Origin of the sequence: Methylorubrum sp. Q1, assembly GCF_004683995.1 — a bacterium.
Classification (GTDB): domain Bacteria; phylum Pseudomonadota; class Alphaproteobacteria; order Rhizobiales; family Beijerinckiaceae; genus Methylobacterium.
Genome location: NZ_SRHQ01000002.1, coordinates 18,319 through 33,735, shown reverse-complemented (window position 1 = coordinate 33,735; position 15,417 = coordinate 18,319). Strand labels below are relative to the sequence as shown.

Sequence of the window (15,417 nt, the reverse complement as noted above, 5' to 3'; positions counted from 1 at the left end):
CAGCCCTTCGCTTCACACCCTCAACCGACGTCGGCCATGAGCCGGCGTCGGTTGAGGGGCCCGAGCCCTCAGAACGAGGCCCGCACGCCTCCGAACACGCTGCGGCCGTTGCCCGGAAAGAACGCCACCGGCCCGCCGGCCACGGTCGCGGCGTTGGTCACCACCGAAATGTCGGAGACGTAGCGTTCGTCCGTCAGATTGCGGGCATCCATGAACAGCGAGACGCCGTTGGCAAAGTCGATGCCGGTCTGGAGGCCGAGGAGAGCATAGCCCGGCACCTTGAGGGTGTTGGCGTGGTCGGCGAAGGCGCCCTGGGGCACCCAGTCGAGGGTGGGGGCGAGATGGAAGCCGCTCGGATGCCGGTAGCCCAGCACCGTGCGCAGGACGTTCACCGGCACGCCGGCGATGCGGTTGTTGCCGAAGACCGGGTCGCCGACGAAGCGGAAGTCGTTATGGGTCCAGATCTGCGTCAGGCTGAGCCGGTCGCCGACGCCGGTGAGGTCGGTGGCGAGGTCGAGCGTCACGGCGGCCTCGACGCCCTGGTGGCGGGTGCGCGGGGCGTTGAAGGTCGCCGCCGGGATGTTCAGGCCGGGATTGGGCGTGAAGTTGATCAGCGCGTCGCGGACTTCCGCCCGGTAGAGCGTCACGTCCCAGGCGAGGCGGTCGATCCGGCCGCGCGAGCCCGCCTCGTAGGTCCAGGCGCGCTGGGCCTCGAGCGGCACGAAGGTGGTGCCAAGCAGGTTCATCTGTGCGAGGTCGGAGAAGTCGGGCACGTCGCGCGAGCGGGTGACGTCGGCAAACACCTGGATCTCCGGCAGCGGCTGCCACAGCAGGCCGAGCTTCGGGTTGATGCCCTCGTAGGTGACGTTGGCAAAGCGCGCCGTGGGGCTCGCCGGCAGGCCGCCCTTGTCGCTGAAGGTGCGGTTCGAGGAGAACAGCTTGGCGCCGGTCATCAGCGCCATGTCGGGCCGGAACCAGAACCGGTTCTCGGCATAGGCCTCGTAGTTCGAGGCGCTCTGGCGGGCATTGAGCGTCTGAGCGCCGCGGAACCCTGCCACGTTCACGAACTGCCGGGCGTCGTTGATGCCGGCGAAGGCCCGCAGCCCGAGGATCAGGTCGTTGCGGAAGCCGCCGAGATCGAACGTGCCGGCCCAGCGCGGCGCGACGCCGTAGGTCCAGCCGTCCTGGTCGATCACCTGGAAGATCGGGTGATAGAGGTTCTTGTGAATCGCCCAGGAATCGAGGTCGAGGCGCCCGACTTCCAGCTCGAACGAGGTGCGGTTGGCGATCCGCTCCGTCGTGACCTTTCGCGATTGGTTGCCGGTGATTGCCGCCGGGTTGGCGAGGCGTGGATTGTTCAGCGCGTTGAACAGCGAGAGCGAGCCGGGCAGCTTCTGGTCGGTGTCATAGAAACCGAGGAAGAACCGCGTCTCGACGCCCGGCGCGAGGCGGTAGCCGAAATTGGCGTTCACGTTGCGGGTGCGCTGGGTCTCGTGATCGCGGAATCCGTCGGAATGGGTCGCGGTGCCGGAGATCAGGATATCGGCCGGCCCTGAGATCCGCGAGAGTTGGAAATGCTCGCGGATCGTGTTGAAGCTGCCGCCGTCGATCCGAACGATGTTCGGCGCGAGCGCCGTGTAGGCGGTCGGCGTCACGAAGTTCACCGCGCCGCCGAGCGTCGTCGCGCCGAAGGTGAGCGCGTTGCCGCCCTTATAGACCTCGACCGAGCGCAGGCTCAGCGGATCGATCTGGTAGAAGTCGCCGCTGCCGTCGGCGAGGTTGAGCGGGATGCCATCCTGTAAGAGTTCGATGCCGCGGACATGGAAGCCGCGGGCGATGCCGGAGCCGCGGATCGAGAGGCGCATCTCCTGGCCGTAGCGCTCCTGCACGTACACGCCGGGCACGTCCTTCAGCACGTCGCGCACGGTGTTGGCGTAGCGGTCCTGGAACGTCGCCGCATCGACGAAGGCGACCGAGCCGACGGTGGCGTTCACCGCCGCCCGCTGCGCGGCCACGCTCGGCACGGTGAGCGAGCCGGCGGTCTCGGCCGGTCCGGCGGGGAGCCCGGTGGCGGGCGAAGCGGAGACGCTGATTTCCGAAAGCGTCGCGCGCTCCGGAGGCGCCTGCGCAAGGACGGGGGCGGACAGGACGAGGCCGGAGACGAGCAGGGTCGAGGGCAGGGCGGCACGCGGCACGGCCCGGTGACGGAAAGGCATGAGGAAACGTCCGTTGTCTGAAGGATCGGGAGAGGCGATCGATCAGGCGACGGGCGGGGCGCGTGCGTTCGGGCGTGTGCCGGGCGGCGCACGAGGGAGGGCGACGATCTCGGGCCGCCATGCGATCGGGGCGGTCCGCTCCCGCGGCCACGCCACGATGGCGTGGGCAGGCTCCGGAACGTCCAGGCTCGGCAGGGCGTGCGCGGCCTGGCAGCAGGGCAGGTGCCCGTGGCCCGGATGCGACTTCAGGGGGCCGTCGGACTCCCCGGCATCGGGGGCGCAGAGGATGTGGACGAGACCGTTCTGCGGGCCGAGGCTTCCGGCGAGCGAGGCTCCGCCGAGGACGACCTGCAGGGCAAGCGCGTAGAGCGCGGCCACGGCGATGACCGCGCGGCACACGGACCATCCCGGCAAGCGCCCTCGCATGGCGCCAGCTATGGCCAAGCTTGCTCGAACGTCAACGCAGGCCGGTTTCGGAGAACGCTGTTTTCTGATGCGGTCGGCCGCGGAAGGGAGGAACGGCACCCGCGGGCCGAAACGGTCAGGTGCTGCGGCCGTCGGAAACCAGTTTTCGCAATTGCTTGAGGGCGAGGGCGTGCCCCGCGTTCAGGTCGAGCGGTCCGGCAAAGCCGCCGTCGCGGTCCATCATGTAGACCATCAGCGTATGCTCCAGGGTGTAGTCGCCCCCCGGCAGCGGCACCCGCTTCACATAGGCGCGGTAGTCGCGCGCCACCCGCTCGATCTGCTGCGGCGTGCCGGTCAATCCCGTGATCCGGTCGGTGAACGAGGCCATGTATTCGCGCATCACCGCCTGCGTGTCCCGCTCAGGGTCGAGGGTGATGTAGTAGGCCTGGATGTCGCCGCCCTGGGCCCCGAATGCGTCGAGCAGGGTGCCGAGGTCGGCCAGGGTCGTCGGGCAGACGTTCGGGCACTGGGTGAAGCCGAAGAAGACGAGGAAGGGCTTGCCCTTCAGCGCCTGCGAATCGACGGTGCCCCCCTTCGAGGATTCGAGCCGGAACGGGCCGCCGACCACCGACAGGGCAGAGGGCCTGTCCCCCCGCGGCAGGAAGGCGACCGTCGCCGCCACGATGCCGACGAGGGCGAGCGCGAAGGCGACGAGGATCAGCGTGCCTCCCCGCTGCGAGGCGGGAGGTGCCGTCCGGGGCTCGGGCCCGGGTTCAGTGGCCATGGTCGTGTCCCCCGTGATCGTGCGCCGCGGGCCCCTTCTCGGACCGTGTCTCGGGGGCCTTGGCGGCCAGACTCTCCACGGCGAACTCGACCGGAACGGTCCCGGCCCGCTCGAAGCTCAGCGTCCCCTTCACCCGCTCGCCCTTCTTCAGCGGCACCTTCAGGTCGAGGAACATCAGGTGATGGCCGCTGGGGGCGAGCGTCACCGTCTGGCCGGGCGGGATCGCCAGGCCGTCGGCGAGCGGCGCCATCTTCATCACGCCGCCCTCCATCGACATCGTGTGCAACTCCCCGCGCCCGGCCGTCTCGATCGCGCCGCCGGTGAGTCGGTCGGGCTCGGTGCCGGTATTCGTGACCGTGAGGTAGCCGGCCGCGACCCGCGCGCCGCCGGGCGTCGCCCGTGACCAGGGATGGCCGATCTTGAGCGGGCCGGCCTTGTAGTCATGGGCGTGGGCCGGGCTGGCCGCGGCAAAGCCGAGAGCAAGGAGGGCGGCCGGGAAAGCGTGAAGGCGCATGGTCGTGTCTCCGTTCGGAGCGGGAAAGGGGAGGGCGCGCGGAGTTCGGGCCTCGAGCCCCGCGCGCCGGTTCTCCATCGCGGCTCTGGCCCGCGCGGCGGTGTCGCCGGTCAGTGGTGGTGCTTGTGGCTGTCGGCCTCGGGCGCGGCGGCGCCGGGTCCTTGCCTGTCGGGTCCTTGCGCGCCGATCGGTGCCACGGTGAAGGTCACCGGCACCGTTCCGGCCCGCTCGAAGGTCAGCGTGCCCGCGACGGTCTCGCCCGCCTTCACCCCGTCCTTCAGATCGAGGAACATCAGGTGGTAGCCGCCGGGCTTGAGCACGACGCCAGCCCCGGGAGCGAGGGCGAGGCCGCCCTCGACGGGGGCCATCTTCATCACGCCGCCCTCCGTCGTCATCGAGTGGATCTCGGCGCGGCCCGCCAGGGGGATCGCGGCGCCCGTCAGCCGGTCGGGCTCGGGGCCGGTGTTGCGCAGCGTCACGTAGCCGCCGGCGACCTTCGCGCCGCCCGGCGTCGCCCGCAGCCAGGGCGCCTCGATCGCGATCGCTCCGGCCTTCGCGGCGGGGGCAGCCGGCGCCGCCGTTGCCGTGGCTTGGGTCGTCGTCCCCTGCGCGGCGATGACCCGCACCGCCGGAGCCGGCGCCTTCAGGGCCTGAGCGCTCCCGTTCTCGGCCGGAACATCGCTCCAGCGGTAGCTGCCCTCGGTGCAGTCCTGCTCGACGGGGAAGTAGATCGTGGCGCCCGGCGCGAAGGCGTCGGAAATCCGGGCGAAGAAGGTGAACTCGTCGATCTGCTCGTCCGGCAGGCTGCCGCCGCTCCAGGTGATTTTCGTGACGCCCTCCGAGACCTGTCCGTGGAAGGACGGGTAGGACCGGGCATAGGCCGACTTGACGGTTTCGATCGTCCAGCCGGGCTTCGGCATCGGCTTGGCCCCGGTCACGCCCTCGGGGATGGTGATGCTGATGCGAGTGGTCGGCCGGCCGTCGCAGCCGTGCATGATCTGGACGACGCCGCGATAGGCGGCGTTGGGCACGGCCTCCTTGCGCTCCAGCACGGCATGGGCCGAGGCGGGCGAGACGAGGCCGAAGACGGCGCAAGGAACAGCGCTTGAGCCGATCAGGACGAGCGGCAGGGCGGCGCGAAGAGGGGCGCTGAGGCAGAAGCGGGGCATGGGACGGTTCCGGTTGTCTGACATCGAAGGATCGCTTGGCGAGGGATCGCTTGGCGACGGATCGTTTGGATCGGGCGGGTCAGGCAGCCGGCGGGGCTCGGGCGTGGGCGAGGGTGAAGGGTGGCGGACGGGCCGTCCGGTGTGGCGCGCGAAACCAGTCGGCACGGGCGGCGTCCCGCTCGGGCCGCGCGGCCTCGGCGGAGAGGTGAGGCGGGAGCGTGGCGGCGGGCGCGTGATGCGCGGCGGTGCAGCAGCCGGCGTGGTGTGAATCCGCGCCCGGGAGCCCGTCCGTCGCCGCCTCGGCGGAGACGGCTCCGTCCGCGATCTGTTGTGTGATCGGCTGGCAGAGGAAGGCGGGGGCGCCCGTGACGGGAAGGGCGGCAATGCTGCCGAGCAGGGCCTGGAGCACCAGCGCGTAGAGGGCGGCCACGGCGGTCAGCCCGCGCAGGACGCGCGGCGCTCCTCCGGTCCGGTCGCGGCGTGGGCTCGGCATGGACACGAGCCTTACGCCGCTTCGTGCCGCTCCGGTAGGGGCCGGGCCGGCGCCATGCCGCCGCGCCCCGGCGAGGCCTCCCCGAGAGCATCCCTGGACGCTCTGCGTGCGCCCTCACACGCGGACGCCATAATGTAGCCCGGAACGGCATGGCTTCTTAACCACGAGACCGCGACAACCGCGGCACGAGGACTTGGCCGAGACTTGGTTCTTTGACGCCTCGCGTTTGAGCCATGACTCCCGGCCGGATCCACCGACCGCACCTTTATCCAGAGCCCGGATCGATGCTGCAGAGCGCGCGCCACCCCCACTTCCGCCCCCTCGCTGCCGCCCTCGTGGCGGCGACGGTGCTCGCCGGCCCGGCGCTCGCCCGCGAGGGCGGGTTCGCCCAGGCCGAGTGGGCGCAGGACTATTCCTCGCCGACCACCATGCAGGTGCATCGCTCCTCGACGCCGATCCTCTCGCCCGACACCATCGCGGCGACCGAGGCGATGGCCGAGAAGTACCGCGCCATCGTCTCCCGTGGCGGCTGGCAGAACGTGACCGGCGCGGCCGGCCTGCGCGTCGGCTCCCGCGGACCGGCGGTGGCGGCGGTGCGCCAGCGCCTGATCGTCACCGGCGACCTCGATGCCACGGCCGGCGGTGCGGGCGTCTACGATTCCTACGTCGCGGCCGGCGTGAAGCGTTTCCAGGCCCGGCACGGCCTGTCGCAGACCGGCCAGATGAGCCCGGCGACCCAGGCGGCGATGAACGTGCCCGCCGAGGTGCGCCTGCGCCAGCTCGAGACCAACGTGATCCGCCTGCGCTCCTATTCGGGCGATCTCGGCCGGCGCTTCGTCATCACCAACATCCCCGCCGCCCTGGTGCAGACGGTGGAGAACGGCCAGGTCGTGACGCTGCACGCCGCGGGCGTCGGCAAGATCGACCGCCAATCGCCGATCATGAACACCAAGGCGACGCAGATCAATTTCAACCCGACCTGGACGGTCCCGGCCTCGATCGTGAGGAAGGATCTGATCCCGAAGATGCAGAAGGATCCGAACTACCTCACGGACAACAAGATCCGCATCCTCTCGGGGGGGCAGGAGATCTCGCCGCGCTCCGTGAACTGGAACTCGGACGAGGGCACCCGCTACACCTACCGTCAGGATTCCGGTGCCGACTTCAACTCCATGGGCGTGGTGCGCATCAACATTCCGAATGCGCACGGCGTGTTCATGCACGACACCAATTCCCGCGGCGTGTTCGGCGACGACTTCCGCTTCATCTCCTCGGGCTGCGTGCGCGTGCAGAACGTGCGCGAGTACATCACATGGCTGCTGAAGGACACGCCCGGCTGGGACCGTGCCCATGTCGAGCAGGCGGTGGAGAGCGGCCAGCGCATCGATGCGACGCTGACCCAGCCCGTGCCGGTCTACTGGACCTACATCACCGCCTGGGCGACCCCGGACGGCACGGTGCAGTTCCGCGACGACATCTACAAGCGCGACGGCGTGAACGTGCCCTCCACCATCGAGGCGCCGACGCCGGTCGCCAGCGCCGCCTCGACCCGGCCCGAAGTGTACGAGCCGGGCGACGAGGAGAACTAGAGTGCCTCACAAAACGCCCGGTCTCTGACCGTTCTCGTTCTGGCGATGACAGCGCGGCGGGCGTTTCGTGAGAGACACCAAGCGCCGGCTCGTTCGAACCATCTGCTGGGGTAATACGAACAGCCCGGGCCGGATCTCGCATCCGCCCGGGCTGTTCGCGTTTTCAGGGCGCTTGAACCCGCGCGCGGCTCTCTCGCCGCAGGGCCGCGTGTCGTGACGAGCGCCCGGTTTCCGGAGCGCGCGAATTTTTTCGAAAAAAAGAACGAGGCGCCGGATTAAAGGCGTGGGCCAGCCGTCAACGGATTATGGTGGCCGACAGAATGCGCTCGAAACGCTCCGAAATCGTCGACCTGCTGGTGCCCTTGCGGCGCTACGCCCGGTCGCTCACGCGGGATTCGCTGAAAGCGGATGACCTCGTCCACGATACCATGGTTCGCGCCCTCGAATCGCGCGCGAACCTGAGGCCGGATACCAACCTGCGCACCTGGATGATGACGGTGCTGCACAACGTCTTCATCGATGAGCAGCGCCGCAAACGCGTCGAGGCACGCCACGCCGATGTGCTGGTGCAGCTCTCCGACGACGTGGCACCGCCGGCCCAAGAGGGGCAGGTGCGGCTCATGCAGATCCGCAAGGCGTTCGAAGGACTGCCCGAGGAGCAGCGCGCCGCGCTCCACCTCGTGACGCTCGAAGGCATGGCTTATGCCGATGCGGCGGCCGTGCTCGGAATCCCGATCGGGACCCTGATGTCGCGGCTCGGCCGCGGCCGGGCGGCCTTGCGCGCCTTCGAGGAGGGCGGCCGCAAGAGCAAGACCACCGCCGGCTCCTCCGACGATGGTCCCGACCGTGGTCGTGCACATCTGCGCGTCGTCGGTGGGAATTGATGACCCTGTTGAGCCGTTAACAACCAAAGACACCGGAAAACGAAGAGGTTCGACGGTGGGCAAGCAGGGCAGTCGGAGTGGGCTGATGATCGATCCGGTTACGGAAACCGAACTCATCGCGTATGTCGATGGTGAACTCGAGCCGATGCGTCGGGTCGAGGTCGAGGCGCATCTCGCGCGCAATCCTCAGGACGCCTTGCAGGTCATGGCCGACCTGCGCGACCGCGACGCCCTGCGCGAAGCCTTCTTGCCGGTGCCGAGCCTGCCGCCGGAGCGGCTGCGCTCCAGCGCTCGCCGGATCGACCGCGCCTTCGCGTGGCAGCGGGTTCGCTCCCGCCTGCGCCGGGCGGCGGCGGTGGTGGTCCTGGTCGGGGCTGGCTGGCTCGCCCACACCGAGAGCGGCAGCTTCGGCGTTCCCGGCTCCTTCGCCTCGCCGATCGATCCGTCCCTGGCCGAGGAAGCGAAGCAGGCCCGCGAGGCCGTGCAGATCCGCGCCCGCACGACCAGCCAGCCCATGGCCTCGGCCTACGATCCGGCCGATCTCGAAGCCGCGACCGGTGTCGATCTGCCGCCTCTCCCGAAGGGGTGGATCGTCCGGGACGTGCAGATCTTCCCGAGCCGGAGCGGCACGGGGATCGAGGTCTCGATCCAATCGGCCGAGATCGGCGAACTCGCCCTGTTCGCCAAGCACAGCAGTGGCGCGCCCATGTCCGAGGGGACGGAGCCGGTTGCACGCTCGAGCGACGGGACGACCGCCTATTGGCGGACCGGAGGCACGGCCTACGCGCTGAGCGGCTCGCACGACAACCCGGCCCTACACGCCGCGGCCGCCCGCCTTGCCGCGATCCGGAAGTAAGGGTTTCCCGAACGCGGCCGCCGAGTTCCTCGGCGGCGAGCGACCCTAGAACAAGCGCCGGGTGTTTCGTCTTGGATCGATCCAGGCCGAAACACCCGGTTTTCTTTTGGCTTAGAGCATCGTCCTTTTCCGAAGGCCGGCAGCCACCTTTCGGGATGATGCTCTGGGCAACCGCAATGAGGCGGGCTCGTCCCTGTCCTGAGGGATCTGCCCCGCGCTGCCGGCCGGTTTCTGGTCAGACGCAGCCGTCCGGCTCAACTTCGGCCCCGACCGGCAGCGTGAAACAGGGCGCCGGCGCCGGGCCATGAGCCCAATTGATCGCCGGAAAGCGTTTCAGCCCGCGGTCGCCAGGCGATTGGGCTCCGATGATTGCGCTCTGGATCGCCCCCCTGATGACCGCCCCCGGTACGATGCGGTCAGCGACAAGAGGCTCAGATGGTTGCGAGCAATCTTGCCGTGCGTTGCTGCCGTTTCAGGACTCCGCGCAGATGGGCGATGGCGCCCTCCTGCATGCTGCGAAGCGCCTGCGGATCGGACTCGGCGTCGCGCCGCATCGAGACGTAGAATTCGAACCCGCCCGGCTCCGCCGCGGCGATCTGATTCAGCACAAAGGGGAACAGACCGAGTCGCGCGGCCGCCTCGACGGCGTCGAGGAAGGTGAGGGGCGTGAACACCCAGCAATGACACGACTGATAGCGGCCTGACGTGAAGGTGTCGCCAGCCTGCTTGTAGGCCAAAGCCAGCGCGGCGTCGCCGCACAGCCGCGCTGCCTGGGCCGGGTCCTCTCCCGCCCAGATCTCGCCGGGTCCGACGGCCAGTGCCTCGTAGGTGTGGGCGAAGACTTGGCGAAGGCTCGGACGGGTGTAGTCCAGCAGATCCGCCTCGACCAGTTCGGCGATGGTGCTGTTGGTGCGGCCTACATCGAACATGAAGCGCCGATCGGGCAGCGAAAGGTTGAATACCCCGCCTGGCCGCAGAACGGCGTGAATGCCGCGGAACCACCCGAGCAGGTTCGGCACGTATTGCGCCACCTGCGCAGCGATGGCGAAGTCGAGCCCCTCTTGCCCGATCACTGCCGCCAGTGAGCCCCCGCCCGCCCAGGCATAGTCGATCGTTACAGCATCCGGCAGCCCGACCTCGGCGTCCGTGGCATGGTCGACATACGCCACACGGATGCCCTCGGGCAGCGCCGTCGGGTTGTTCGCCGGCCCGAACTCGATGCCCCGTGCCTCCGGCAGCGGAACGTCGTGCGTGAGGCGGGCGAGGCGCCGGTCCGTGGACCGACGGTTCAGGAACGCGTCCAGCGACAGGAAACCGGAATGCATGTCGCGGAAGCCTCACCTATTCAGCCGATCGCAGGTTTTGACGTTACCCGCCACGCCAGCGCAGTTGCAATCATCTGATAGTGGAGGCCACAGGCTTGGAAGCCCAGCCTCGCTTCACACTGTCAGGCGGAGAGCGATACAAGCCGCTCCGAGGGGCGTAGAGGTCTTGCGAGTTTCGATAGCGCGCCTCATCCGTGGGAGAAGGGTGGGCCGGTCCCTGCCGTATCCGTCGGTACCGGGTGGCGGGCCTGTGATGGGGATGAGGATTGCTCATGCTCGACCCTCCGGCTACTGCTGCGTTTGGTGCAGTGCGGGAGGCAGCATGCGGGGCCCGGCAATCCGACGTGGACGTCATACAGAGCGGTGTGGGCGAAGCGCCGAGCCTCTCCCCGGCAGGCGGACCTGCAGCCGCGCCTGGATTCCAGAATGACCCCGCAATCGACCTGATCGTCGGGTTTTTGCCCCTGACTCCGTGCCTTCGCCCCGCCAGAGAGCGGCGGCGCGGCCGAACCGCCATTCCGTCTTGCACGATCGAACCGATGCCGGCCCACCGATGTAGAGGCTGTGCCCGAGACGGAGGATCCGTCCACGATCACCCCGAGACGTTCCGACTGGGCTGTGCACGAGGTTGCTGACATTGTTCAAGCGTAGCTTGCAAATGCTCTCGAAGCAGGTCGGAGCCAGGGCGATCTCCCGGCAGTTCGACCCACGGATATCCGAGGTAGGGAAGGGAGGCGGCTTCGATCCCACCTTCTACCGCCGGTACTATCCCGACCTCGCGATCCTCGGGGACGAGAGCAAGGTTCTCAAACAGCACTACCTCAAGCATGGTCGGGCCGAAGGCCGCTTCCCCAATGCGGCCGCTCTGGTCGCCGCTCTCGAAGCCGAAGAGGGAGCGCTGCCGATCGATTTCATCCCCGAGCATTACCGTGCGCTCTACGACGATCTGGCTGGCCTGACCGAGCCGTGGCAGCTCAGAGAGCATTATCTGCGTTTCGGACGCTTCGAGGGGCGTGCTCACGGGGCCGATCTGTCGGCCTTCGAGCAGGAATACGAACGCATGCTCGCTTCCGGCGCGGCCCTGAACGGGCGCCGCCCCGCCGAAAGCTTCGTCCATCTTCTGGTCGCCGCGCGGGTCCTGCCGGGAGCGTGGCTCGACCTCTTCGTGCTCCACGAGTTCGCGTTGCTGAATGAGGGGTGGCTGACACACCCACCCGCCTCCCGCATGGAAGGGCTGGTCGCCTTCCTGACGGAAGGAGTGGAGCGGCTCGCCCCGATTTCGCTGCGCCTGCGCTTCGATCCCAATTTCTATCGCTCGAACAATCCAGATTCGTCGGCCGGCACCAGCGATGCAGATCTGTACCGTCACTGGCTCGGCAAGGGCATCCAGAGGGGCGAGCCTGCGAGCGAGGCCGCGGCGCTGGTCCGGCTGCTCGGGGAGGAACGCTTTCCCGAGAGCTTCGACGAGGCGGCTTACCGCTCTCTGTTGACCGAGGGTATCGCTCCGCCGCCGCCCGGGCGGCTGAATGCCCTGCGGCACTTCATCGATACGGGCTTTCAGCTCTGGGAGCTGGAGGCCGTGCGACAGGCCTGCTCGGCCCAACTGCTCGAAAGAATCGGTGAGTACCATCTCCTCCGTGGCAACGCTGCCGCGGCCAAGGAGGCGTTCGACCGGGCGCTCAAGGCCGGTCTCGTCTCCGGCCGCCTCCATCATCGGCGCGGCGACACGCTTCTCAGGCTCAACCGCACCAACGATGCGGCGCGCGCCTTCGTGAATGCGGCGGACGTGCCGGGCGCCGTCGTGTGGAGCCATATCCACGCCATCGACGGCCTGCTCGCGCGGCCGGGCAACCTACCAGAGGCGCTCGACCGCGTCCGGCGCTCGGCCGCGGATTGGCATGCCAATCCGCATTGGCGCGCTGCCGCACACCGCGCCATCGTGGCATCCTTCGCCCGCGCAAGCGAGGAGGCGCGGACCCACTACGCCGCCGGCCGGCGGAAGGAAGCGGACGATCGTCTCACCGCCTGCCTCGACCAGATCGGAAGCCTGATTGCGGCGGTTGATCCGCTGCCGGCACCGCTTGCCGTTCCGGCGAACGGACATATCGTCATCGTCGCCAACCGCGACCTTCCGCAATGCGATCATTACCGCGTCGTGCAGAAGATCCAGCAGCTCGAGCATGGCGGCTGGACGGTCGAGGTCTTCCGGCAAGACGAGGCCGCCGATTGCCGCCCGGCGATCGACAGGGCATCGGCGGTCATCTTCTACCGCGTGGCGGCCTTTCCCGGCGTCCTGCACGCGATCCTCTACGCGCGCGCCCTCGGCCTGCCGACGATTTATGAGATCGACGACATCGTCTTCGATGCGGCGCTGTTCCCGGATCCCCTGGAGAGCTTCGAGGGACAGATCACGCCGAAGCAATACGTCGATCTGCAATACGGCGTGCCGCTGTTCCGCTACGCCATGCAGGCCTGCGACATTGGCCTGGCCTCCACGCCGGCTCTGGCCGAGCGGATGCGCCCGCTCGTCCGCTCAGGGGTCTGTCATGTCCTGCGCAACGGCCTCGATACGCGAAACCTTCCCTTCCTGAGGCGCCCCCACGCACCCGTTTCGGCCGCGGCGCTGACGGTCTTCTACGGATCGGGCACGCGGGCGCATAACAAGGATTTCAACGACTTCGCCGCGCCGGCGCTTCTCGCCATCATGGAGCGGCATCCGCATGTCCGGCTCGTGATTGCCGGCTATCTGCGCCTTGGCCCGGGCTTCCGGCGGTTCGCTCATCGTGTGCGCCAGCTCGGTTTCACCGACGACGTTTCAGCCTATTGGGAGGCGCTCTCGGGGGCGGATATCAACCTCGCGGTTCTCGCACCCGGCCCGTTTGCGGACGCCAAGAGCGAGATCAAGTGGCTCGAGGCCGCCATGTGCGGCATCCCCTCGATCGTCAGCGCGACGCGCACCTACCGGGAGATTCTGGACGATCGGCAGGATGCCCTTCTGGCCGAAACAGTTCAGGATTGGACGAAGGCGCTCGCCACGCTGATCGACGATCCCGTGTTGCGCCGAAGGATCGGGGATCGGGCGCGGGACAAGGCGTTGGCGTCCTACGGGCTGGACGCCGCCGTCGAGGTTCTCGGGGGAATCCTCGCTGCCCCGCCTCCGAAGCTCCGGCGGTCGGCCGATACGACGTCGGATGCCCGTGCGACCTCCGCCGAGGCATGGGCCGATCTTACTGCCGGGGATGCGCGTCCGTCGGCGACCGCAGCGGGATCCGACATGCGGAAGCGCCGCGCGGGTCGGCCGCGCATCCTGGTGGTCAACGTCTACTTCCCGCCTCAGACCGTCGGGGGCGCCACCCGGGTCGTCCGGGACAACATCGACCACATCCTTGATCATGCAGCCGACCGGTTCGAACTCGCGGTGACGGCGTCCGATATGGAGGTCGAGCCTCCCTATCGGACCCGCATCGATGCCTACCGCGGCATCCCCGTCTTCCGCATCGCGACGCCGCGCGAGCGGAACATGGACTGGCGCCCCTTCAACCCGAGCGTCCGCTTGGAATTCGAGGCATTGCTCGACCGCTTCGAGCCCGATCTCGTTCATGTCCACTGCGTGCAGCAATTAACCGCCAGCGTGGTCGAGGCGGTGCGCGCCAGAGGCATTCCCTACGTCGTCACCGTTCACGACGCGTGGTGGATCTCCGACTTCCAGTTCCTCATCGACGAAGACGGGCTGGTGCAGATGCCGTCGCCCGACCTCCTCGCCGACGCGACGAGCCGCTCCGTCACCCCGACCGGCTCCATCGCCCGCCGCCGCGGACTGGCGCGGGTGCTCAACTCGGCGGCGGCCATCGCCGCGGTGTCGGAATCCTTTGCCGACATCTATCGCAAGGCCGGCTTCCCCCAGACGATCGCGATCCCGAACGGCGTCTCGTCTTTGACGCCGAGCGCACGGCGGGAGAGCCCGACCGGCCGCGTGCGCCTCGGCCATATCGGTGGCCGCACGGCGCATAAGGGCGCGATCCTGATCGAGGCAATCCTGCGGGCGGGCCGGTTCGAGAACCTCAGCCTGACCCTCGTCGATCACGCCCTGGCGACCGATTACGTCGGCGAGGAGACCTGGGGCGCCACCGCCGTCCGGATCGTCGGCAAGGTGCCGCAGGAGCAGATCGGCGAACTCTATGCCGAAATGGATGTGCTGCTCGCTCCTTCGCTCTGGCCCGAGAGTTTCGGGCTGGTGACGCGGGAGGCGCGGGCAGCGGGGTTGTGGGTGGTGGCAAGCCATCTCGGTGCGATCGGGGAGGATATCGAGGAAGGCGTCAACGGCTTCCGGGTCGATGTCACATCTCCGGACGGGCTGCGCGCGGTGTTCCAGCGGATCGATGCCGATCCCGAGCGGTTCCGTGCGAGCCCACCGCAACCCGCGCACCCGCCCCGGACGGCGGCGGATCAAGGTGAGGATCTGATCGCCCTCTACGACAGGCTGCTCGCGCCGTCGGGTGATGCGGCATCCGCTTCCCACGCCGGGTATGGCCGCTCACGGATGTTGTGAAGCCGGCAAGTCTCCGACCCGGTCGGTCCTTGTGAGCCTGGAGGCCGGGCCTTCGTCGGCCGGTCCATGGCCGGCGTTCCGGAGGTTTGAACCTCGTCCGGCCGTTCGCCGTCCAAGCACCAGGACGCGTTCTCGCTCCCAACTCAACGATCCTCTCGTGCGCCGGGATCTCAAGGCTGTGCTCACGTGGCGAGCAGCCGGTCGCGGGCGTGGACGACGCGCGGATGGCGCAGCGCGCCGCGGTTCCAGGCCAGGTAGAGACGGTTGTCCGGCCCCGGTCGCCCCGTCGGCAGTTCGACGAGCAGGCCCGAGGCGAGCGCCTCGGCGCAGAGATCGTCGGGCAGCACGGCCCAACCCATGCCCGAGGCTGCCATGCGGAGCAGGATGCGCAGGTCCGGAGCGGTGACCGTCGCCTGCCCATGCGGCGGCGTTCCGAACACCGCGTCGAAGAACGGGCGGATCAGCGGCAGGGTCTCGTCGTAGGCGACACAGGGATGCTCCCCGAGCAGCGCCGCCGTCACGTCCCGCGCCTTCAGTCGCGCGGCGAATGCGGGCGACGCCACCAGCAGCAGGCGCTCGCGGTCGAGTGCGGCGAAGCCGTGGCGCTCGGCGTCCGGCGCGGAGGCGGTCACG

Annotated in this window: 12 protein-coding genes; 4 read left to right on the top strand and 8 right to left on the bottom strand. The window is 68.8% G+C overall.

Annotation, left to right across the window (positions count from 1 at the left end; all coding sequences use genetic code 11):
• Positions 1-68 precede the first annotated feature (68 nt).
• The 6 genes from E4V01_RS02050 to E4V01_RS02025 all read right to left on the bottom strand — a co-directional run bounded on the left by E4V01_RS02050 (position 69) and on the right by E4V01_RS02025 (position 5,581).
• Positions 69-2,216: a TonB-dependent receptor gene (locus E4V01_RS02050; protein ID WP_135297228.1), complete on the bottom strand. Its 2,148-nt coding sequence runs from the start codon at positions 2,214-2,216 to the stop codon at positions 69-71.
• A gap of 42 nt (positions 2,217-2,258) precedes the next feature.
• A complete protein-coding gene (locus E4V01_RS02045; RefSeq protein ID WP_135297227.1) occupies positions 2,259-2,615 on the bottom strand; it encodes a hypothetical protein in 357 nt (118 codons plus the stop codon).
• 142 nt (positions 2,616-2,757) lie between these two features.
• Positions 2,758-3,405, bottom strand: coding sequence for an SCO family protein (locus E4V01_RS02040; RefSeq protein WP_135297226.1), 648 nt, complete (start codon positions 3,403-3,405; stop codon positions 2,758-2,760).
• Positions 3,395-3,919, bottom strand: coding sequence for a copper chaperone PCu(A)C (locus E4V01_RS02035; RefSeq protein ID WP_135297225.1), 525 nt, complete (start codon positions 3,917-3,919; stop codon positions 3,395-3,397). The genes E4V01_RS02040 and E4V01_RS02035 overlap by 11 nt, the downstream gene beginning before the upstream one ends.
• A 110-nt stretch (positions 3,920-4,029) precedes the next feature.
• Positions 4,030-5,088 carry a DUF1775 domain-containing protein gene (locus tag E4V01_RS02030; RefSeq protein ID WP_135297224.1) on the bottom strand — a complete coding sequence of 353 codons (1,059 nt, stop codon included), beginning with the start codon at positions 5,086-5,088 and terminating at the stop codon, positions 4,030-4,032.
• 79 nt (positions 5,089-5,167) lie between these two features.
• A complete protein-coding gene (locus tag E4V01_RS02025; protein WP_135297223.1) occupies positions 5,168-5,581 on the bottom strand; it encodes a hypothetical protein in 414 nt (137 codons plus the stop codon).
• A gap of 284 nt (positions 5,582-5,865) precedes the next feature.
• On the opposite strand from E4V01_RS02025, the gene E4V01_RS02020 reads away from it, so the two are divergent.
• From E4V01_RS02020 to E4V01_RS02010, 3 genes are all read left to right on the top strand, one after another.
• Positions 5,866-7,170: a murein L,D-transpeptidase gene (locus E4V01_RS02020; protein ID WP_060769051.1), complete on the top strand. Its 1,305-nt coding sequence runs from the start codon at positions 5,866-5,868 to the stop codon at positions 7,168-7,170.
• Positions 7,171-7,490: 320 nt separating this feature from the next.
• A complete protein-coding gene (locus E4V01_RS02015) occupies positions 7,491-8,054 on the top strand; it encodes a sigma-70 family RNA polymerase sigma factor (protein WP_135297222.1) in 564 nt (187 codons plus the stop codon).
• Between the two features lie 85 nt (positions 8,055-8,139).
• Positions 8,140-8,910: an anti-sigma factor gene (locus E4V01_RS02010; protein ID WP_135297221.1), complete on the top strand. Its 771-nt coding sequence runs from the start codon at positions 8,140-8,142 to the stop codon at positions 8,908-8,910.
• A gap of 431 nt (positions 8,911-9,341) precedes the next feature.
• Here E4V01_RS02010 and E4V01_RS02005 read toward each other — a convergent pair whose 3' ends face one another.
• A complete protein-coding gene (locus E4V01_RS02005; protein WP_135297220.1) occupies positions 9,342-10,235 on the bottom strand; it encodes a hypothetical protein in 894 nt (297 codons plus the stop codon).
• Positions 10,236-10,893: 658 nt separating this feature from the next.
• On the opposite strand from E4V01_RS02005, the gene E4V01_RS02000 reads away from it, so the two are divergent.
• Positions 10,894-14,784, top strand: a complete 3,891-nt coding sequence (locus tag E4V01_RS02000; protein ID WP_193763130.1) for a glycosyltransferase — start codon at positions 10,894-10,896, stop codon at positions 14,782-14,784.
• Positions 14,785-14,966: 182 nt separating this feature from the next.
• Here the strand turns inward: E4V01_RS02000 and E4V01_RS01995 are convergent, their stop codons facing one another.
• Positions 14,967-15,416 carry a substrate-binding domain-containing protein gene (locus E4V01_RS01995; protein WP_245517392.1) on the bottom strand — a complete coding sequence of 150 codons (450 nt, stop codon included), beginning with the start codon at positions 15,414-15,416 and terminating at the stop codon, positions 14,967-14,969.
• Position 15,417 lies beyond the last annotated feature (1 nt).

Excerpts from the sequence above, each read along its gene's own strand:
- E4V01_RS02000 (WP_193763130.1), top strand. The coding sequence starts at position 10,894 with ATGCTCTCGAAGCAGGTCGGAGCCAGGGCGATCTCCCGGCAGTTCGAC.
- E4V01_RS02015 (WP_135297222.1), top strand. The coding sequence starts at position 7,491 with ATGCGCTCGAAACGCTCCGAAATCGTCGACCTGCTGGTGCCCTTGCGG.
- E4V01_RS02025 (WP_135297223.1), bottom strand. The coding sequence starts at position 5,581 with ATGCCGAGCCCACGCCGCGACCGGACCGGAGGAGCGCCGCGCGTCCTG.
- E4V01_RS02050 (WP_135297228.1), bottom strand. The coding sequence starts at position 2,216 with ATGCCTTTCCGTCACCGGGCCGTGCCGCGTGCCGCCCTGCCCTCGACC.
- E4V01_RS02010 (WP_135297221.1), top strand. The coding sequence starts at position 8,140 with ATGATCGATCCGGTTACGGAAACCGAACTCATCGCGTATGTCGATGGT.
- E4V01_RS02035 (WP_135297225.1), bottom strand. The coding sequence starts at position 3,919 with ATGCGCCTTCACGCTTTCCCGGCCGCCCTCCTTGCTCTCGGCTTTGCC.
- E4V01_RS02030 (WP_135297224.1), bottom strand. The coding sequence starts at position 5,088 with ATGCCCCGCTTCTGCCTCAGCGCCCCTCTTCGCGCCGCCCTGCCGCTC.
- E4V01_RS02020 (WP_060769051.1), top strand. The coding sequence starts at position 5,866 with ATGCTGCAGAGCGCGCGCCACCCCCACTTCCGCCCCCTCGCTGCCGCC.
- E4V01_RS02040 (WP_135297226.1), bottom strand. The coding sequence starts at position 3,405 with ATGGCCACTGAACCCGGGCCCGAGCCCCGGACGGCACCTCCCGCCTCG.
- E4V01_RS02005 (WP_135297220.1), bottom strand. The coding sequence starts at position 10,235 with ATGCATTCCGGTTTCCTGTCGCTGGACGCGTTCCTGAACCGTCGGTCC.